The 18,951-nt window shown below is 69.9% G+C and carries 19 protein-coding genes; 13 read left to right on the top strand and 6 right to left on the bottom strand.

Translation table 11 applies throughout. From position 1 onward, the window contains the following. From FHR66_RS03730 to FHR66_RS03710, 5 genes are all read left to right on the top strand, one after another. Positions 1-1,323, top strand: coding sequence for an alpha/beta hydrolase (locus tag FHR66_RS03730; RefSeq protein ID WP_160964369.1), 1,323 nt, complete (start codon positions 1-3; stop codon positions 1,321-1,323). Next, a complete protein-coding gene (locus tag FHR66_RS03725) occupies positions 1,320-1,913 on the top strand; it encodes a PH domain-containing protein (RefSeq protein ID WP_237475189.1) in 594 nt (197 codons plus the stop codon). The genes FHR66_RS03730 and FHR66_RS03725 overlap by 4 nt, the downstream gene beginning before the upstream one ends. Before the next feature lie 249 nt (positions 1,914-2,162). Then, positions 2,163-2,981 (top strand): APH(3') family aminoglycoside O-phosphotransferase, encoded by an 819-nt coding sequence (locus tag FHR66_RS03720; RefSeq protein ID WP_160964368.1) that lies wholly within the window; start codon positions 2,163-2,165, stop codon positions 2,979-2,981. A gap of 100 nt (positions 2,982-3,081) precedes the next feature. Beyond that, positions 3,082-3,891 (top strand): M15 family metallopeptidase, encoded by an 810-nt coding sequence (locus FHR66_RS03715; protein WP_160964367.1) that lies wholly within the window; start codon positions 3,082-3,084, stop codon positions 3,889-3,891. Next, the gene (locus FHR66_RS03710) at positions 3,888-4,484 is read left to right on the top strand and encodes a hypothetical protein (RefSeq protein ID WP_160964366.1); all 597 of its coding nucleotides are present in this window, start codon (positions 3,888-3,890) and stop codon (positions 4,482-4,484) included. Before FHR66_RS03715 ends, FHR66_RS03710 begins: the two co-directional genes overlap by 4 nt. A 205-nt stretch (positions 4,485-4,689) precedes the next feature. Here FHR66_RS03710 and FHR66_RS03705 read toward each other — a convergent pair whose 3' ends face one another. The 4 genes from FHR66_RS03705 to FHR66_RS03690 form a co-directional block, all read right to left on the bottom strand. After that, positions 4,690-5,061: a DUF423 domain-containing protein gene (locus FHR66_RS03705; RefSeq protein WP_160964365.1), complete on the bottom strand. Its 372-nt coding sequence runs from the start codon at positions 5,059-5,061 to the stop codon at positions 4,690-4,692. Between the two features lie 102 nt (positions 5,062-5,163). After that, positions 5,164-6,330 carry a polyketide cyclase gene (locus FHR66_RS03700; RefSeq protein ID WP_160964364.1) on the bottom strand — a complete coding sequence of 389 codons (1,167 nt, stop codon included), beginning with the start codon at positions 6,328-6,330 and terminating at the stop codon, positions 5,164-5,166. 466 nt (positions 6,331-6,796) lie between these two features. Beyond that, on the bottom strand, positions 6,797-7,438 hold the full coding sequence (locus FHR66_RS03695) for a response regulator (RefSeq protein WP_160964363.1): 642 nt from the start codon (positions 7,436-7,438) through the stop codon (positions 6,797-6,799). Continuing rightward, positions 7,438-8,628: a sensor histidine kinase gene (locus FHR66_RS03690; protein ID WP_160964362.1), complete on the bottom strand. Its 1,191-nt coding sequence runs from the start codon at positions 8,626-8,628 to the stop codon at positions 7,438-7,440. The genes FHR66_RS03695 and FHR66_RS03690 overlap by 1 nt, the downstream gene beginning before the upstream one ends. Before the next feature lie 140 nt (positions 8,629-8,768). On the opposite strand from FHR66_RS03690, the gene FHR66_RS03685 reads away from it, so the two are divergent. From FHR66_RS03685 to FHR66_RS03665, 5 genes are all read left to right on the top strand, one after another. After that, positions 8,769-9,362 (top strand): GNAT family N-acetyltransferase, encoded by a 594-nt coding sequence (locus FHR66_RS03685; protein ID WP_160964361.1) that lies wholly within the window; start codon positions 8,769-8,771, stop codon positions 9,360-9,362. A 2-nt stretch (positions 9,363-9,364) separates the two neighbouring features. Further along, positions 9,365-10,126, top strand: a complete 762-nt coding sequence (gene minC, locus FHR66_RS03680; RefSeq protein WP_160964360.1) for a septum site-determining protein MinC — start codon at positions 9,365-9,367, stop codon at positions 10,124-10,126. Between the two features lie 36 nt (positions 10,127-10,162). Next, positions 10,163-10,972, top strand: a complete 810-nt coding sequence (gene minD, locus FHR66_RS03675) for a septum site-determining protein MinD (RefSeq protein WP_160964359.1) — start codon at positions 10,163-10,165, stop codon at positions 10,970-10,972. A gap of 2 nt (positions 10,973-10,974) precedes the next feature. Then, on the top strand, positions 10,975-11,232 hold the full coding sequence (gene minE, locus FHR66_RS03670) for a cell division topological specificity factor MinE (protein ID WP_160964358.1): 258 nt from the start codon (positions 10,975-10,977) through the stop codon (positions 11,230-11,232). Between the two features lie 115 nt (positions 11,233-11,347). Then, positions 11,348-11,845, top strand: coding sequence for a hypothetical protein (locus FHR66_RS03665; protein ID WP_160964357.1), 498 nt, complete (start codon positions 11,348-11,350; stop codon positions 11,843-11,845). A gap of 141 nt (positions 11,846-11,986) precedes the next feature. Here FHR66_RS03665 and FHR66_RS03660 read toward each other — a convergent pair whose 3' ends face one another. Together FHR66_RS03660 and FHR66_RS03655 are read right to left on the bottom strand one after the other, a co-directional pair. Further along, positions 11,987-13,303, bottom strand: a complete 1,317-nt coding sequence (locus FHR66_RS03660) for a sensor histidine kinase (RefSeq protein WP_160964356.1) — start codon at positions 13,301-13,303, stop codon at positions 11,987-11,989. Next, positions 13,293-13,994 (bottom strand): response regulator transcription factor, encoded by a 702-nt coding sequence (locus tag FHR66_RS03655; RefSeq protein WP_160964355.1) that lies wholly within the window; start codon positions 13,992-13,994, stop codon positions 13,293-13,295. The genes FHR66_RS03660 and FHR66_RS03655 overlap by 11 nt, the downstream gene beginning before the upstream one ends. Before the next feature lie 350 nt (positions 13,995-14,344). Between FHR66_RS03655 and FHR66_RS03650 the strand changes: the two genes are divergently transcribed. The 3 genes from FHR66_RS03650 (at position 14,345) to FHR66_RS03640 (ending at position 18,924) form a co-directional block, all read left to right on the top strand. Continuing rightward, positions 14,345-15,121: a phosphatase PAP2 family protein gene (locus tag FHR66_RS03650; RefSeq protein ID WP_160964354.1), complete on the top strand. Its 777-nt coding sequence runs from the start codon at positions 14,345-14,347 to the stop codon at positions 15,119-15,121. Next, positions 15,118-16,779: a phosphoethanolamine transferase gene (locus FHR66_RS03645; protein ID WP_160964353.1), complete on the top strand. Its 1,662-nt coding sequence runs from the start codon at positions 15,118-15,120 to the stop codon at positions 16,777-16,779. The genes FHR66_RS03650 and FHR66_RS03645 overlap by 4 nt, the downstream gene beginning before the upstream one ends. Before the next feature lie 126 nt (positions 16,780-16,905). After that, positions 16,906-18,924, top strand: coding sequence for a M2 family metallopeptidase (locus FHR66_RS03640; protein ID WP_160964352.1), 2,019 nt, complete (start codon positions 16,906-16,908; stop codon positions 18,922-18,924). The last annotated feature ends 27 nt before the right edge of the window (positions 18,925-18,951 follow it).

Here is an 18,951-nt window from a genome sequence, read left to right as displayed (position 1 = left end):
ATGCGCCGGCCTCGGCTCCTCGCGCCTGCACTGGCGGCGCTGCTGGCGCCGCTCACGACGCTGGCGGCGCCGCCGCAACAGACCGCCAGCGCCCTGCTGGATCGCCTGCAGGCCGGCGACCTGGCCGCGGTCGAAGCCGAGTTCACCCCGGCGATGGCCAAGGCGGTGCCACCCGACAAGCTGGCCCAGGCCTGGCGCACGCTGTCCACACAACTGGGTGCGCTGCAGCAGCGCGGCCCGGCCAGCGAACGCGAGCAGCACGGGCTGCGCGTGATCGAACAGCGCCTGCAGTTCGAGCGCGGCGCACTGCTGGCGCATGTGTCGATCGACGCGGACGGCAAGATCGCCGGCCTGCTGTTCACGCCCGCACCGCCGCCGGCGCCTCCGCCGCCCGCAGCCGACGCCGGCTTCAGCGAACAGGCGTTTGCGGTCGGTCCACTGCCGGGCACGCTTGCGCTGCCGGCGGGCAAGGGCCCGTTCCCGGCAGTGGTCTTGGTGCACGGCTCGGGCCCGCAGGACCGCGACGAGACCATCGGCCCGAACCGTCCGTTCCTCGACGTCGCCCGCGGGCTCGCCGCGCAGGGCATCGCGGTGTTGCGCTACGACAAGCGGACCTTCGCCTTGCCGGAGAGCTTTGCCGGGCGCATCAACGCGGGGTTCACCATGGACGACGAGACCACCGACGACGCCGTCGCCGCGGTGGCGGCGCTGGCGCGCACGCCCGGCATCGACCCTGCGCGGATCGTGGTGATGGGCCACAGCCAGGGCGGCATGCTCGCCGCCCGCATCGCACACCGCTCCGGCAAGACCGCCGGCATCGTGCTGTGGGCGGCGCCGGCGCGGCCGTTGCTGGACCTGCTGATCGAGCAGAACCGCTACCTGTTGAGCCAGGAACATCCGCCGTCGCCGCAGCGGCAGGCGGCGCTGGCCGAGATCGAGCGCCGCGTGGCCAAGGTCCGCGGCAGTGGCGAGGTCGCGCGCAGCGATTCGCCGTTGGACGTACCCGCCCCCTACTGGCGTGCGTTCGACCAGGTCGACCCGGTCGCCGACGTCCGCGCGCTCGGGCAGCCGGTGCTGTGGCTGCAGGGCGAGCGCGATTTCCAGGTCACCGCGCCGGACTGGCAGCGGTGGCAACAGGCGCTGGCCGACGACCCGCGCGCGACCATGCACCGCTACGCGCAACTCAATCACCTGGGCATCGCCGGCACCGGCGCGCCCGGGCCGGGCGAGTACGCGACGCCAGGCCACGTCGACCCGGCCTTGATCGCCGATGTCGCCGCCTGGGTGCGCGCCCTGCCCGCCAGCCACGGCGCCGCGCCATGAGCCGGCTGCGATCCACCTCGCCCTCGCCGGCACGGCAGTATCCGGTGGCGCCGGCGCATCGGCTGGGTCTGGCGTTGTGGCTGTGGTTGCCGTTGCTGCTGGTGGCCGCGGTGATCGGCGGCTTCGCGCTGCACGCGGCGCAGCCCGGCGCGCTTTGGTGGCATTTCGGGCTGCTGGCGCTGATCGGCGTGGCCGGTACCGCCACCTTCGCGCGACAGCGTGTGCTGCTGCACGACGGTCTGGTGGAAATACGCGCGACCTTCCTGACCAAGCGCGTGCCGCTGACCACGCTGCGCCTGCAGGCCGCGCGCGTGGTCGCGCTGTCCGAGCACACCGGTTTCAAGCCGGCATTGAAGCTGTTCGGTTTCGGCTACCCCGGTTTCCACGCCGGCCACTTCCGGACCCGCGACGGGCACAAGGCGTTCTGCCTGATCACCAGCGACCGCGTGCTGGCCGTTCCCCTGCACGATGGCGGCTGGCTGCTGCTCAGCGTCGAACACCCCAGGCAGGTGCTGCAGGAGTGGCAGACGCTCGCGACGCAGGCTCCCGGCGGCGAAGAGACACGCCGCGCGGCCCGCCGCCTGGCCTGAGTCCGACACGCGTCGCCACGTCGGGCGCTGCCGCGACCGACCGCACAGGGCAACGACGTGCTGCACGCGGTGCGGCACGTTCTCGCGGTTCGCACGCGTCCAATACGTCGAGGACGCAAAGTCGGGCGTTCTGGCGTATGCGAGGCGATATGCTGGAACACCAGCCACGCTCGTCCTCGTCGCCAGCCGCGTGCGTAACGACGACGGCGACGGCTTCGCCCTCCACATGACGCCTCCAGGATCGGCCCGATGGACGACTTAGCGCCACACGAGATTCCCGCCACCGCACCGGCGCTGCCGCCGACGCTGTCCGCGCGGCTGCATGGCCTGCACTGGCACCGCAATCTCGTCGGCGAAGCCGGCGCCCAGGTCTATCGGCTCGCTGGCGCCGGCACGCCGGACCTGTACCTCAAGCGCGGCATCGGCGAGGCGCACGACGAGGTGGTGGACGAGTTCGCCCGCCTGCACTGGCTGCGCGCAATGGGCTGCGTGCCGCGCGTGCTGCATTTCGAGGCCGACGCCGCCGGCGCCTGGCTGCTGAGCGAAGCCCTGCCGGGCAAGACCGCCTACCAGTGGCTGCTGGAAGCACCCGCACAGGCCCAGCGTATCGTGCAGGCGCTGGCCGAGTTCCTGCGCGGCTTTCACGCCACGCCGATCGCCACCTGTCCGTTCGACACCAGCCACCTGCTGCGCCTGGCCATCGCGCAGCGCCGGCTGCAGGCGGGTCTGGTCGACACCGAAGACTTCGACGAGGCGCGTGCCGGCTGGTCGGCGGACGCGGTGTGGCAGGCGATGACCGCGCTGCTGCCGCTGGCCAGCGAGCGCGTGCTGTGCCACGGCGACTATTCGCTGGACAACATCCTGCTCGACGCGCCGGACCACGTCGTCGGCGTGATCGATCTCGGCCGCGCCGGGGTCGCCGATCCGTACCAGGATTTGGCGATCCTGGCCAACCGCCTGGACGAATTCGGCCCGGAGCTCGCCGGCCGCTTCTTCGCCGCGTACGGCATCGCCACGCCGGACCTCACGCGGCTGCAGTTCCACCAGTTGCTCGACGAGTTCTTCTGAACATCCTCGCCGCGCCGCGCAGTGTGCGGCGCGGCCACACGGGCGCGGCTGGACTCCCCGGCGACTGGCCGCCCGCGGTGCTTGGCTCTACCCTGTGCCGATGCGCACCGTTCCCAGCCTGCTGCTCAACACCGAGACCATCGAACTGCTGCCGGCCACGCGATTGCGCGCCCGCAGCAACGCCGACGCGCGGCAGCTCGCGCAGGCGACCTGGCTGCTGCGGCGCAAGCACGACGGGCGCTACCTGGCGACCGCGAACGCACACGGGCTGCACGCGCTGGTGCCGCGGCTGATGCACGAACCCGGCATCGAGGCGGCACTGGATCGACTCGACGCGCTGCCCGCACGCGGCGCGATAACCGCGGACGAGGCCTGGTTGCCGCTGCACGCGCTGCAGGAGCGGCTGGACCAGTTGGGCCTGGCCGCCGATGCCTACGCGCAGCGCACCGGCCTGCCGCTGCAGCCGGAACCGGCCACCCTGCACGCGGCCGGCGACGACCGCTACCGACGCCCGTTGTGGCTGAGCGCAGGTGCCGCACGCGCCTGGCACGCGCTGCGCCATGCCGCTGCACGCGATGGCGTGGTACTGGAGGCGGTCTCCGGCTATCGCAGCCACGCCTATCAACTGGGCATCTTCGCGCGCAAGTTCGCCCGCGGGCAGACCCTGGAGCAGATCCTCGCGGTCAACGCCGCGCCGGGCTTCAGCGAGCACCACAGCGGGCACGCGCTGGACATCGGCACGCCCGACGAGCCGCCGGCCGAGGAAAGCTTCGAGCGCACGCCGGCCTTCGCCTGGCTGCGCGAACATGCCGGCGCCTTCGGCTACCGGATGAGCTATCCGCGGGACAACCCGCATGGCATCGTCTACGAACCCTGGCACTGGTGCTGGCAGGAGGCCGCTTGCGCATGACCCGTTCCGACACACGCCGGCCGCGCGCCGGCACCGCCGCCTGGCGGGCATTGGCCCTCCTGGCCCTGGCGCTGCCCACCTGCGCCGCCGCGCAATGGCACGACCGGCAGGGCCAGGCCTTGCCCGACAGCGCCGAGCGCGGGCACGACAAGGCCTTCGCCGCCGCGCTGCAGATCGCCGACGACGCCGACTTCGCCGCGTTCGCACAGGAGTGGGGGCAGACCGACGCCACGCACGCGCCGCAGTTGCGTACGATCGCGCGCGTGCAGCGCGGCCAGTTGCTGCGCGTGGCGCTGCTGTACTCCGGCTGCGCGCCCAGCCCCAACAACGACGGCGCCTGCGATGCGCAGATGAGCCTGCGCGTGCTCGGCCCCGACGGCAGCACGACCCTGCAGGATCCGATGCGGCCACTGGGCATGGGTGGCCCACCGGCCGCCGCCGGCCTGCTGGAACTGGCGCCGCTGTCGGTGCAACTGCGCTTCGAGGACAGCGACCCGCTCGGCACCTACACCGTGCAGGTCACGGTCAACGACCCCAGCCAGGACGCGTGGGTGCGGTTGAAGACGCAGGTGGAACTGGTCGGCGACCGCTGAGCGCGGCGCGCGGCCCAACCCACGAGCCGACCAGCGCGGACAAGACGGCTAGCGCGCGTGTAGCGCCCACACCCTGAGTCGCCGCGGCGACGGCATCGCGCCGCACCGCTGCAGCTTCGCTCCTGCACGGTTTTCAAGCACGCCTTTGCGCACTTACCGCTGCTGCGCTTGGCATGCTTCGCCCCTGTGCCGAAGTGACTCCGGCTCAGCGCCGCAGCGCATCCACCGCCCACAGCAGCCAGCCCAGCATCAGCGTGGTGCCGCCGATCGGCGCCAGCCGGGTCGGCCACTGCGCCAGCGCGTTGCCGGCCAGGCTGCCGGAGAACAGCACGGTGCCGAGCAGCAGCAGGCACAGCGCACTGCGGGCGAGCAGGCGTTCGCTGCGGCGGCCCAGCGCCGCCAGCGCCACGCCGTGGCCGAAGGCATACAGCGCCGCGGTCTGCAGGTGCGATTGCGCCAGGGGCTCGGCAACGCCGTGCGAGGCATAGGCGGACAGGCCGATGGCCACGGCCGCAAGCAGCGCGCCGGCGCTGCACAGCCAGAACGGCCCGCGCGTACGGCGATCGAACGTCAGCATGTGCGTTCCCTCCGGGAGCGCGGCAGCGTTTGCCGCCCCCCATAAACAGAACGCGCCGCAAGATGCGGCGCGTTCCGGTTCACTCGTCCACCAGGGCAGGACTTACTTGATCGCCCAGTAGATGTCGTAGGTGCCTTCCGGCGTGAACGCCTTGTCCACTCCGCCCTTCCAGGCTTCGTACGGACGGTCGGTCACGTCGTAGCCGCTGGTCGCGGCCCAGGCACGCAGCGCATTGCGCGCCGCATCCAGGCCCGCCATGTGGCCGGTGTAGCTGGCGAAGGCGGAACGGTGCGCTTCGGTGCGCAGGTAGGTCACCGGGGCGCCCTGCGGGATGGTCACCTTCAGCGGCTCGCCAGAGGCGGCAACCGGGGTGGCATCGACCGGCGCGGCAGCCGCGTCGTCCTTCTTGTCGTCCTTCTTCTCATCCTTCTTGGCGTCGTCCTTCGGCGCGCCACCGGCACGCTTGCGCACCGGCTGGGCGACGTCGAACGCGTACTTGTCCGAACCGAAGTCGGTGGTGACGATGCGCACCGGACCGGCCGCTTCCAGGCCGTTGGCGTCCATCACCCGCTTGATCCACTCCTGGTTGTCCTTGATGGACTTCTTGATGGAGTCGTTGTCGCGGTCGATGTTGCCGGCGTTGACCACCAGCAGGTCCTCGGCCGGGACGTCGACGACCTTCAGGTCCTTCAACGGGGTGTCGTCGGAGCGGTAGTCCACGTTCGGCACGGTGGCCAGCACGTTGCTCAGGCGCGACAGGCCCAGCTTGATGTCGTCGCCGACATGGCGGCTGACGTACAGGCCGGCGTAACGACCCAGCAGGTCCCAACCGTACTTGACGGTGTAGTCCTGGGTGATCTTCACGTTGCGGCCGTTCTTGCCGGTCGGCTCGAGCTTGAAGCTGGTGGTCTTGTCCTTGCCCTTGGTCTCGTCCTCGATGGCGATGACCACGTCCTTGTTCTTCTCGGTCGAGGTGATGGTCCAGCTACCCTTGCCGATGTAGCCCTCCTTGGAGCTGTAGTCCAGGCGCGCGCCGACGCCGGATTCCGGGCCGGAGAGCTTCAGCTCGATGCGCGGGTCGCGCAGCACCAGAGGATTCCAGTCCTTGAACCGACGCAGGCTGTTGACCGTGTCATAGACGATGGTCATGCGCCGATTGGTCTCGACGCTTTCGGACATGTGACGCTCCGAGGGCAGCACCACGCCGACAATGACGAACAGGCCAGCCACGATCCCCAGGGCGATCAGGAACTCGATAATACGGGTCATTCAGGAGGTCTCCGGGGCCGATCCCACGGCCGGGTTGATGAAGCGAAGCGCCCATCCTAGCAGGCTTCGCTGTCCGTGGTCAGCACATCACGGAATGCCGCTTCGCCCTGCGCGGCAACGGCCTCGCACGGCTGCGTGCGCGACCTCGAGGGCGACCAGACCATTGTCCTGGCAGTGGCATCGGACAGACATGCGTGCCCGGCCATGGACTGCATCGAAGCGAGCAACGGCGGCGCCCCAAGGCCTGCAGGCGTGACGCATGCAGGCCGGACTCGGGCCAGACCACTGCCCCGAGCGGCACAGGCGCGACCGCCACGTACCGGCACGCTTCCCCAGCGCCCGGTCACGCTGGACCGGCCCGGCGTGCGCGATATCCGCCTTCGCGGGCCGCCCTCCTGTCGCGTTCAGACCGACTGCAGCGCGCGGCCGAACCAAACGCGACGCCAGGCTGGGCCGCCCCGCCCCGTCAGACCAGTTGCAGCTCGAACGCCTTCAACACCGCCCGCGTGCGGTCGCGCACGCCGAGCTTGGACAGGATGTTGGAGACGTGGTTCTTGATCGTGCCCTCGGCCACGCCCAGCGAATTGGCGATCTCCTTGTTGGAGAAGCCGCTGGCCATCAGCCGCAGGATCTCGGTCTCGCGGTCGGTCAGCGGGTCGGGCCGGTCCAGGCTGACGAAGTCGTTGCGCATGTGCTCCAGGCCCGACAGCAGGCGCTGGGTCACCGCCGGCTGCACCAGCGAGCCGCCGGCGGCCACGGTGCGGATCGCGCCGACCAGTTGCTCCAGCGACACGTCCTTGAGCAGATAGCCCTTGGCCCCCGCCTTGAGCCCGGCCAGCACCAGTTGGTCGTCGTCGAAGGTGGTCAGGATGATGGTCGGCGGCAGCGCCGCGGCGCGCGACAGCGTCTGCAGCGCCTCCAGCCCGGACATCGACGGCATGCGCATGTCCATCAGCACCACGTCGGGGAGCACCTGCGGGATCAGCTCCACCGCCTGGCGGCCATCGTTGGCCTCGGCCACCACCTCGATGCCGCCGTCCAGCGCCAGCAGCGAGCGGATGCCCTGCCGCACCAGGGTTTGATCGTCGACCAGGCAGACACGGATCATCACAACACTCCTTGGGGAACGGCGGGCGGCAGCAGGGTGGCGGCGCCGGGAACGACGGCGCGCAGGCGGAAGCCGGCGCCGGGGGCGGCGGCCACGTCCAGGCTGCCGCCATACTGACTCAGGCGCTCGCGCATGCCGCGCAGGCCGTTGCCGGGGGCCAGGGTCTCGCAACCGCGGCCGTCGTCGCGCGCCTGGATCACCACCTGCGGACCGTCGCGGCGCACCTCGATCCACAGATTGTCGGCCTGGGCGTGGCGCACCGCGTTGGTGATGATCTCCTGGGTGCAGCGCAGCAACACGTGCGCACGCTCGGGATCCTCCACGGTCAGCGGCTCCTCCACCTGCAGGTGGATCTGCAGCGACGGCACCCGCTCGGCCAACGGCCGCAGCGCCGCCGCCAGGTCGATCGCACCGCTGTCGCGCAGTTGGCTCACCGCCTCGCGCACGTCGGTCAGCAGCAGTTTGGCCAGGGTATGCGCCTGCTGCACGTGCTCCTGGGCGCGACCCTCGGTGATGTGGCCGGCCACTTCCAGGTTCAGGCTCAGCGCGGTCAGGTGGTGGCCGAGCAGGTCGTGCAGTTCGCGCGAGATGCGGGTGCGCTCGTTGACCCGGGCGCTCTCGGCCAGCAGCGCGCGGGTGGCGCGCAGCTCGGCGTTGAGCTGGCGCTGCTCCTCCCGCGCCTGGGTCTGCTGCCGCGCGACCAGGCTGGTGACGAAGATGAACATGGAGAAGCCGCCGTACAGCAACGACTGCATCAGCGCCTCGAACGGCGGGAAGCCGATGGTCAGGTACACCGGCAGCACCGCCAACTGGCTCAGCAGCAGCCAGGCCACGCCGGCGCGCACCGGCAGCAGCCAGGGGATCACCCCGGCCGCCACCATCATCAGGATGCTGCCCAGGCCGGAGCGGTGCAGGTAGCCGACCGCCAGCGCGCAGATGGTCAGCAGCACCAGCATGCCGCGGTCGTACCAGCGCACGCCGTCGCCGCTGTGCAGGCGCCGGGTCAGCAGGAAATAGACCACGCCGAAGCCCAGGTAGCTGGTCAGCAGCAGCCACACCTCGCCGCTGGGCATCCGTCCCGATTCCTCGACCGGTTCCCAGTACAGGTACAGCAACGGCATGCAGATGACCGCCCAGGTGAACAGGCCGGCATAGCGCAGAACGCGGGTGTGGCTGAGATATCCCAACATGCAGCCATCTTAGGATGAACGGCGCGCATTGCACTCCCACGGAAGTCATGCCGCCGCGGCTCGCCGGCCCGGGTCGCGCGTGCGATAATCCGGCCCGGCGGCCCGCACGGGGCCGCGCGCGCATCAGCAATGGAGTCTCAATGTCGATCGTCATCCGCGACGTGCGCGAGCACGAGCTCGATTCGGTCCTGGCCCTGAACAACAACGCCGGACTGGCGATCCTGCCGCTGGATTCGGCCAAGCTGCACCGCTTCTACGAAACCGCAGAGTACTTCCGCGTCGCCGAGCGCGACGGCAACCTGGCCGGCTTCCTGGTCGGGTTCGGTAGCGACAGCGCCCACGACAGCAGCAATTTCGCCTGGTTTCGCGAGCGCTACCCGCAGTTTTTCTATATCGACCGCATCGTGGTGGCCAGCCGCCGCCGCGGTGGTGGCGTCGGCCGGGCGTTCTATGCCGACGTGCAGAGCTACGCCGAGTTGCGCTACCCGCAACTGGCGTGCGAGGTTTTTCTGGATCACGGTGCCGATGCGGCGCTGCTGTTCCATGGCAGCTTCGGCTTCCGCGAAGTGGGCCAGAACACGATGAACGAAGTGGAGGTGCGTGCGAGCATGCTGTTGAAGGATCTGTGCAGTTACGCGTGGGTGCGCGAAACCTACGGCGACACCCTGCCCGACCTGCCCTGGGCCGGCCACGCCCATCGTCTGCAGCGGGCGCAGCGCCCGACCGGGACCTGAGCGTGTCGTCGGTGAATCTGGATTTCGAGCAGGCCGGCGAACTGAAGATCGGTCAGGTCGGCATCGCCAACCTGCGCGTGCGCACGCTGGACGTGGCGCGGCTGAGCCAGGAGATGCGCGAGCGGGTACAACGTGCGCCCAAGCTGTTCGGCCGTGCCGCGGTGATCATCGATTTCGGCGGCCTGGCGCAGACCCCGGACACGGCCACCGCGCAGGCGCTGCTGGACGGCCTGCGCGACGCCGGTGTACTGCCGGTGGCGCTGGCCTACGGCACCCGCGAGATCGAGGAGCTGTCGGTGGCGCTGGGCCTGCCGCTGCTGGCCAAGTTCCGCGCGCAGTACGAGCGGTTCGATGGCGGCGCGCCCGCTGCGGCGCCGGCTCCGGTCTCGCCGCCGCCCCCGCCTCCGCCGCCACCCGCTCCCACGGCACGGCCGCAACCCGGGCGCATGCAGAAGAGTGCGGTGCGCTCCGGGCAACAGCTGTATGCGGAGAATTGCGACCTGACCGTGGTGGCCACCGTCGGCGCCGGCGCCGAGGTGATCTCCGACGGCAGCATCCACATCTACGGCAGCCTGCGCGGCCGCGCTCTGGCCGGCGCGCAGGGCAACACCGAGGCGCGGATCTTCTGCCGCGACTTCCACGCCGAACTGGTCGCCATTGCCGGCCACTACAAGGTGCTGGACGATATTCCCAAGGAACTGCGTGGCAAGGCCGTCCAGGTCTGGCTGGAGCAGGACCAGATCATGATCGCCGCGCAAGACTGACGCGGCCCAACCACGAACGTATCAGGAGATAGTCCTTTGGCTGAAATTATCGTTGTCACCTCCGGCAAGGGCGGCGTCGGCAAGACCACCACCAGCGCGAGCCTGGCCTGCGGGTTGGCGCGACGCGGCAAGAAGGTCGCGGTGATCGACTTCGACGTGGGCCTGCGCAACCTCGACCTGATCATGGGCTGCGAGCGCCGCGTGGTGTACGACTTCGTCAACGTGGTGCACAACGAAGCCACGCTGAAGCAGGCGCTGATCAAGGACAAGCGCTTCGACAACCTGTTCGTGCTGGCCGCCTCGCAGACCCGCGACAAGGACGCGCTGACCCAGGAAGGCGTGGAGAAGGTGCTCAAGGACCTGGCCGCCGACGGCTTCGACTACATCGTCTGCGATTCGCCGGCCGGCATCGAGAAGGGCGCGTTCCTGGCGATGTACTTCGCCGACCGCGCGGTGGTGGTGGTCAATCCGGAAGTGTCCTCGGTGCGCGACTCCGACCGCATCCTCGGCCTGCTCGACTCCAAGACCCACAAGGCCGAGAACGGCAAGAGCCTGCCCGCGTTCCTGCTGCTGACCCGCTACAGCCCGGCGCGCGTGGAAACCGGCGAGATGCTCAGCATCACCGACGTGGAGGAGGTGCTCGGCCTGAAGGCGATCGGCGTGATCCCCGAATCCGGCGACGTGCTCAACGCCTCCAACAAGGGCGAGCCGGTGATCCTGGACGGCGAATCCCCGGCCGGCCAGGCCTACGATGACGCCGTGGCGCGCATTCTCGGCGAGGAACGTCCGATGCGTTTCATCTCCGTGGAGAAGAAGGGCTTCTTCACCAAGTTGTTCGGAGGGTGAGCATGGGACTATTCGATTTCCTCAAGACCAAGAAGAACACCGCCGAAACCGCGAAGAACCGCCTGCAGATCATCATCGCGCAGGAGCGCAACCACCGCGGCGGCCCGGACTACCTGCCGCTGCTGCAGCGCGAGCTGCTGGAAGTGATCAAGAAGTACGTCAACATCGACGCCGACGCGGTCAAGGTGGACCTGGTCAAGGACGGCGAGCACGACGTGCTCGACATCTCCGTGGCCCTGCCGGAAGGCCCGACGCCCTGAGGCCGTGCGTCGGCCGCGGCAGGCGCCGCGGCTGACGCACCGGTCGCGCCGGCGCGGTGCCCGCCGTGATCGGGCGCGCCCGCCGCGCCCTTTCCGTCCCAACGAAGTTCACCCGATGCAGACCGATACCGCCCCTGCCGCTGACGCCGCCCAGGTGCTGACCGTGGGCGCGATCGGCCTGGACGCGCCGCGCGCGCTGCTGGCCGGCTACGGGCTGGCCCTGCACCGCGTCGCCGACGGCGCCGCCATTCCCGGCAGCTACTGGGGCGAGCCGGAAGCCGGGGTGATCGCCAGCGACGTCTACGTGCGCGACGACACGCCGGTGCATTCGCTGCTGCACGAGGCCTGCCACCTGATCGTGCTGCCGCCGCAGCGGCGCGCGCAGGTGCATACCGACGCCACCGACTCGGTGGAAGAGGAAGACGCCACCTGCTACCTGCAGATCGTGCTGGCCGACGCCCTGCCCGGCGTGGGCCGCGCGCGGCTGATGGCGGACATGGACGCCTGGGGCTACACCTACCGGCTCGGCTCCACCCGCGCCTGGTTCGAACAGGACGCCGACGACGCGCGCGCCTGGCTGGCGCAACGCGGGCTGCTGCCGGCGCAGGCTTAGTCACCATTCCGGGCAGGCCGCGTTGGCCCTCCAAGGCCGTCAGGTTTGCGTCGCGTGGCGCGACGATGATGGCCTTGCCGCGCCAACCCAAAAGGCCGCCCCTTTGCGCACGCTTGGGATTTGGTGACAGGCGCTAGCCCGTCACTCCGGCGCAGACGACGGCGGCGACATCCCGGAGCGCTTCAGCGCGCTGCTCAAATCCAGGGTCGCGCGGGTGCCGCTGCCGGCCGGCGAATCCAGGTGCAGCGCCCAGCCCAGGTGCTCGCACAGCCGCGCGATCAGGTCCAGGCCGATGCCGCTGCCCTCGCGGCTGCCGCCGCCGCGCGCCATGCGCATGTAGATCGCGCTGATCTCTTCCGGGCTCATGCCGTGGCCGGGGTCGTCGATGCAGACCACGCCCGGCGCCGGCATGGTGATCTCGATCCGGCCCTTGTCGCTGTTCTCGATGGCGTTGCGCAGCAGGTTGCCGATCGCCACCTGCACGATCGCCAGCGGGGTGAGCACCTCGCACGGCGGCAGCGGTGCCAGCACCAGTTCCAGGCGCTTGTCCGCGCACAGGTGACGATGGTCCTCGACGATCTCCGGCAGCAGCTGGTCCAGCCGCACCAGATCGTTGCCGCGCGCCAGCCGCGCCGGGTCCTTGGCCAGCACCAGCAGCAGCGAGATCAACTGGCCGACGCCGCTGGCGGTGCGGCGGATGCGCAGCAACTGGTTGCGCACGCTGGGCGGCACGTCGTGCTGCTCCAGCGCCAACTCGGCGGCGCCGCCGATCACCGCCACCGGCGTGCGCAGTTCGTGGCTGGTGCTGTCGATGAAGGCGCGCTCGCGCTCCACGAACAGGTCGTTGCGCGCCAGGTAATCGTTCAACGCCTCGGCGATCACCACCTGCTCGGCGCTGGCGCGCGGATGCACCTCGATGCGCTGCCCAGGCCGGTCCGGGCGCAGGCTGCCGATGCGCTGGGCCATGTCGGTCAGCGGCTGCACCACCCGGCCCATGCCCCAGGCCACCAGCGCGCCGAGCAGCAGCACCGCCACCGCGTTGGACACCAACATCCACAGCGCCAGGTTGTCCTCGTGGTCGTGCAGTTCGGTGATGTCCAGCGTCAGCGCCAGGCGGCGGCCGCGCACGTCCTGCACCAGCACCACCTTCTCGCTGCCTTCCAGCTGTACTTCGTCGTGCAGGCCGGGGCCCAGCGCCGCCACTGCCGGCGGCAACGGCGCCCCGCCCTCGTCGCCGTACAGGCTCACGGTGCGGGTGTCGATCCAGCGGTAGTCCGGATCGGCCGCGCTGCGCGCCAGGAAGTGGTCCAGTTCGGAGGTCAGCAGCGAACGCCAGGTGAGCTGCTCGGCCTGGTCGTTGACGATGTAGCCATGCACGAACACCGCCAGCGACAGCAGCGCCGCGTAGCCCACCAGCCACAGGGTCAGCCGCTGCCGCAGGCCGGCCCTAGTCGGCATGCTCGCCCTCGTGGGGGCCGACCACCGCCAGGCGGTAGCCGATGCGTGGCAGGGTGTGGATCAGCTTGGCCGCGAACGGACCGTCGACGCTGCGGCGCAGGTCGTAGATGTGCGAACGCAGCATGTCGCCGTCCGGCGGCTCGTCGCCCCACAGCGCCTGCTCCAGGCGGTCGCGGGTGACCGCGGCCGGGCTGGCCTGCATCAGCACCTCCAGCAGCTTGCGGCAGGCCGGGTACAGATGCAGGGCGCGCCCGCCACGGGTCACTTCCAGCGTGGACAGGTCCATCTGCAGGTCGCCCACGCGCAGCAGCTTGCTGCGGCCGCGGCCGCTGGCGCGCACCAGCAGCGCCTCCAGCCGCACTTCCAGCTCCGGCAGCGCGAATGGCTTGGTCAGGTAATCGTCGGCGCCGGCGCGGAAGCCGGCGATCTTGTCCGGCAGTTCGTCGCGCGCGGTCAGCATGATCACCGGCACGTCGGCATGGTGCTCCTCGCGCAGCGCGCGCAGCACCTGCTGCCCGTCCAGCCGCGGCAGCATCCAGTCCAGGATCAGCGCGTCGTAGCGCTGGGTGGTGGCCAGGTGCAGCCCGGTGACGCCGTCCGGCGCCGCGTCCAGCGTGTGGCCGCGCACCTCGAAATAGTCGAACAGGTTGGCGACCAGGTTCCGGTTGTCTTCTATGACCAGCAGCCGCATGGGCGCGCTCGAATTCGGGGGACGGACCCGCCCATGCTAGCGGAAGCATGTCGGAACGCCGTCAGAACGGCGGCGTGTCTTGATCGAATCTCAATAAAACCTGGAAAGGATCCCAACACGGCGACGTCAGGCTGCCCTCCCCGCACACCGCCGCCGAGGCCCGACCGCGCCGTTTCCCCGCCACGTTCCCATGTCGCCGAGGCCGATGGCCCGGCGCTTGCATGACGGCGACGGTGCGCAAGCTTTGCTGAAGCCTGGGCCCTCTCATCCCGCAGTTCCGACAGCTATCCGACACCTGCAACCCGACCATGCCCCCACTTTCCCGCCGTCCCTGGCCGCCTTCGTCGACCATGCTCAGTACGCCCCTGCGATTGTCCGCTGCGGCGGCGCCCTACAGCGGCGCGCGCCGGCACTTCTATCTCTCCCATCTGTGGGTGCCATTGGCCCTGGTGCTGCTGGCCAGCACGGTATTGATGGGTATGGGCGGCGATTTCTGGATCGCCGACCTGCTGTACCGCTGGGAAGGTGGGCAGTGGGCACTGAAGGATGCGGCGCTGACCCGTGGCCTGATCCACCACGATGGCAAGCTACTGAGCGCCGCGGCCTGGGCGGTGACCGCGGGCCTGGCGGTGTGGGCCTGGCGCCGTCCCGACGGCCGCCGCTACCGGCAGCCGCTGTTGTACCTGCTGCTGGCGGTGGCGCTGAGCACCGGTGTGGTGTCGCTGCTGAAGTCGGTGACCGACATGGACTGCCCCTGGGACCTGCTCCGCTACGGCGGCAATCGGATCTTCGTGGGCCTGTTCGAGATCCGCCCGGTGGGCATGCCGCGCGGGGTATGCTTCCCCGCCGGTCATTCCAGTGCCGGCTATGCCTGGGTGGGGCTGTACTTCGTCGCGCTGGCGCTCAAGCCGGCCTGGCGCTGGCCAGCGCTGGCGATCGGCCTCGGGGGAGGCCTGCTGTTCGGTCTCGGCCAACAGCTGCGCGGCGCGCATTTCATGTCGCACGACCTGTGGACGCTGGCCCTGTGCTGGGGCGTGGCACTGGGCCTGTACCGGGCGATGCTGTGGCCGGGCGCGATGCCGCAGGCCGACCGACGCCTTTCCACCACCAACGATGCCGCCGCATGAGCCGTTCCGTCGCCCCGCCCTCGCCGTCCACCCTGTCCCGCGCCCGCTGGTGGGCCTGGCGCCCGCAGTTGAGCAACGAGATGCTGGCGCTGGCGGCCAGCGCGTTCTTCGCCCTGGCCTGCAACGGCATGTTCTGGCGCAGCGCGATGAGCGGCCATGCCGACGACATCAAGCTGGCGCTGTCGCTGTTCCTGCTGCTGCTGTCGGTGCACGGCCTGTTGCTCGGCCTGTTGCTGTGGCGCGGCATCGCCAAGCCGGTGCTGACGGTGCTGCTGATCACCACCGCGTTCGCCGCGCACTACATGAACAGCTACAGCGTCTACCTGGACGCGGACATGCTGCGCAACGTGCTGGCCACCGACCACAAGGAATCGCGCGAACTGATGACCACGGCGCTGATCGCGCCACTGCTGTTCTACGCGGTGCTGCCGATCCTGGTGCTGTGGCGGGTGCGGCTGATCCGGCGTTCGCCGCTGAAGGCGCTGGCGATCCGCCTTGGCTTCCTGGTCGGCATGCTGGCGCTGGGCGGTATCGCCGCGATGCTGTCGTTCCAGGATCTGTCGGCGATGATGCGCAACCATCGCGAGATCCGCTACCTGGCCACGCCGATCAACTACCTGGTCGCGCTGCGACAGAACTTCAAGTCCGACAGCCCCACGCGCAAGGCGCCGAAGCTGCCGCTGGAGCACGACGCCAAGGCCACCGCGCGCGCGCCGGGCAGCAAGCCGCGGCTGCTGGTGGTGGTGCTGGGCGAGACCGCCCGCGCGCAGAACTGGGGCCTCAACGGCTACGCGCGGCAAACCACGCCGGAGCTGGCCAAGCGCGACGTGATCAACTTCCCCGACATGCACTCCTGCGGCACCAGCACCGAGGTCTCGGTACCGTGCATGTTCTCGCCGTTCGGCCGCCACGACTACAACGAGAGCAACATCCGCAAGCACCAGTCGCTGCTGCACGTGCTCGAGCACGCCGGCATCGCCACGCTGTGGCGCGACAACCAGTCCGGCTGCAAGGGCGTGTGCGACGGCCTGCAGATCCAGCACCTGGACGATGCCAAGGATCCGCAGCTGTGCAAGGACGGGCGCTGCATGGACGAGATCCTGCTGCAGGACCTAGCCGCGCAGGTGCGCGCCAAGCCCGGCGACCGCGTGGTGGTGCTGCACCAGCTCGGCAGCCACGGGCCCAGCTATTTCGAGCGCTACCCGGCCGGGTTCCGCCGCTTCACCCCGACCTGCGACACCGCCGACCTGGGCAACTGCAGCCGCGAGCTGATCACCAACGCCTACGACAACTCGCTGCTGTACACCGACCACCTGCTGGCGCGCACCATCGACACGCTGCAAGCGATGCCCGACTACGACACGGCGATGATCTACCTCTCCGACCACGGCGAGTCGCTGGGCGAGAAGGGCCTGTACCTGCACGGCGTGCCCTACGCGATCGCGCCGCAGGAGCAGACCCACGTGCCGATGGTGATGTGGTTCTCGCCGGGCTTCGCCAGCGCGCGCGGCCTGGACCTGGCCTGCCTGCAGGCGCGCTCGCGCAAGTACGCCGACCAGGACAACCTGTTCCCGTCGGTGCTGGGCCTGATGCAGGTCAAGACCGGCGTCTACGACCACGCGCGCGACCTGTTCGCGCAATGCGCCAAGCCGCAGTGACCGCGCGCCCACGCGCGGTCCTGGCGTGAGGGAACGCGGCGGCGCGGCCACGAGCGCGCCGCCCGAACTTGCGGCGTTGCGGGCGGGCCACTAGCCTTCCGGGCAATCGCCCTGCAAGGATTCGCCGTGAACCACCGCTCTCCGCTGCTCGCGCTGTGTCTCGGCGCGAGCCTGCTGATGCTGTCCGCCTGCCGCAAGGAACCCGCGGCCGAGACCGCCGCCCCCGCCACGACCCAGGCCGAGGGCGAGAGCGCCGACCAGTTCGTCGCCCGCATCAACGAGGAATACCGCGCGTTGCTGCCGGAACTCACCGCAGCGCAGTGGCTGTCGGCCACCTACATCAACGGCGACAGCGAGCGGCTGGCGGCCAAGGCCAACGCGCGCTGGCTGACCACGCTCAACGGCTGGATCGCGCAGGCACGGCGCTACGACGGCAAGCCGATGTCGGCCGACAGCGCCCGCGCACTGCGCCTGCTGCAGCAGATGACCGCGATGCCGGCGCCGCGCGATCCGGCGCGGCTGGCCGAGCTGGCCGCGCTGGCGACGAAGATGGAAGGCGCTTACGGTGCCGCCTCCTACTGCAGCGGCGAGGGCGATGCGCGCCGCTGCCGGCAGTTGGGCGAACTGGAAGACGTGCTGCGTCGCAGCCGCGACTACGACCAGCAACTGGATGCCTGGCAAGGCTGGCACGCCGCCGTGCAACCGATGCGCAAGGACTACCAGCGCTTCGTCGAGCTGGTCAACGAAGGCGCGCGCGACATGGGCTACGCCGACACCGGCGCGCTGTGGCGCAGCGGCTACGACATGCCGCCGGCTCAGCTCGCCGCCGAGACCGACCGGCTCTGGACCCAGGTCAAGCCGCTGTACGAACAGCTGCACTGCTACGCGCGCGGCAAGCTCGACGCCGAATACGGCAAGGACAAGGGCGAACTCGCCGGCGGCCTGCTGCCGGCGCACCTGCTCGGCAACATGTGGCAGCAGGACTGGAGCAACCTGTGGGACCTGCTGCAGCCCTACCCCGGCGCCGGCAGCCTGGACATCACCGACGCGCTGGAACGGCAGTACCAGGGCAATTTGAGCGCGGCACTGGCGCGGCGCAACGGCGACACCTCGGCGGAGGCGCGATTCATGGCCCAGCGCGAGGCGCAGTTGCTCAGCGCGCGGCAGATGACCGAGCGCGCGCAGGATTTCTACACCTCGCTGGCGATGCCCAAGCTGCCCGACAGCTACTGGACGCGCAGCCAGTTCATCAAGCCGCTGGACCGCGACGTGGTCTGCCATGCCAGCGCCTGGGACATGGACATGGCCGGCGACGTGCGCACCAAGATGTGCGTCAAGCCGAACGAAGAGGACTTCACCACCATCTACCACGAACTCGGCCACCTCTATTACGACCTGGCCTACAACCCGCTGCCGCCGCTGTTCCAGGGCGGCGCCAACGACGGCTTCCACGAAGCCATCGGCGACACCGTGGTGCTGGCGATGACCCCGCAGTACCTGCATTCGATCGGCCTGGTCGACGCGCCGCAGGTCGGCCGCGAAGCGCTGATCAACGCACAGATGCGCATGGCCCTGAGCAAGGTCGCGTTCCTGCCGTTCGGGCTGATGATCGACCGCTGGCGCTGGGGCGTGTTCGACGGCTCGATCGCCCCGGACCGCTACAACCAGGCCTGGTGGGAGCTGAAGGCCAAGTACCAGGGCGTGGCGCCGGCGACACCGCGCGGCGAGGACTTCTTCGACCCTGGCGCCAAGTACCACGTGCCGGCCAACACGCCGTACACGCGTTACTTCCTCTCGCACATCCTGCAGTTCCAGTTCTACAAGAGCCTGTGCGACGCCGCCGGCTACAAGGGCCCGCTGTACGAGTGCACCTTCTACGGCAACAAGGAAGCCGGGCAGAAGTTCTGGTCGATGCTGCAGCGTGGCGGCAGCCAGCCATGGCAGGCCACGCTCAAGGAACTGACCGGCAGCGAGCGCATCGACGCCGGCCCACTGCTGGAGTACTTCGCGCCGATGCAGGAGTGGCTCAAGCAACAGAACCAGGGCCGCATGTGCGGCTGGGAAGCGTCGGCGCAGAGGCCGGCACAAACCACCGCCCCCGCTTCTCCCACGCCCGCCCTGGCGACGCCAGCGCCCCGGCGCTGAGCACTGCCAGCGCAGGCGCCGCCATCA

Source organism: Xanthomonas sp. F4, assembly GCF_011761895.1.
The sequence above is the reverse complement of the archived record's forward strand: the minus strand, read 5'-3'. Positions and strand labels throughout refer to the sequence as shown.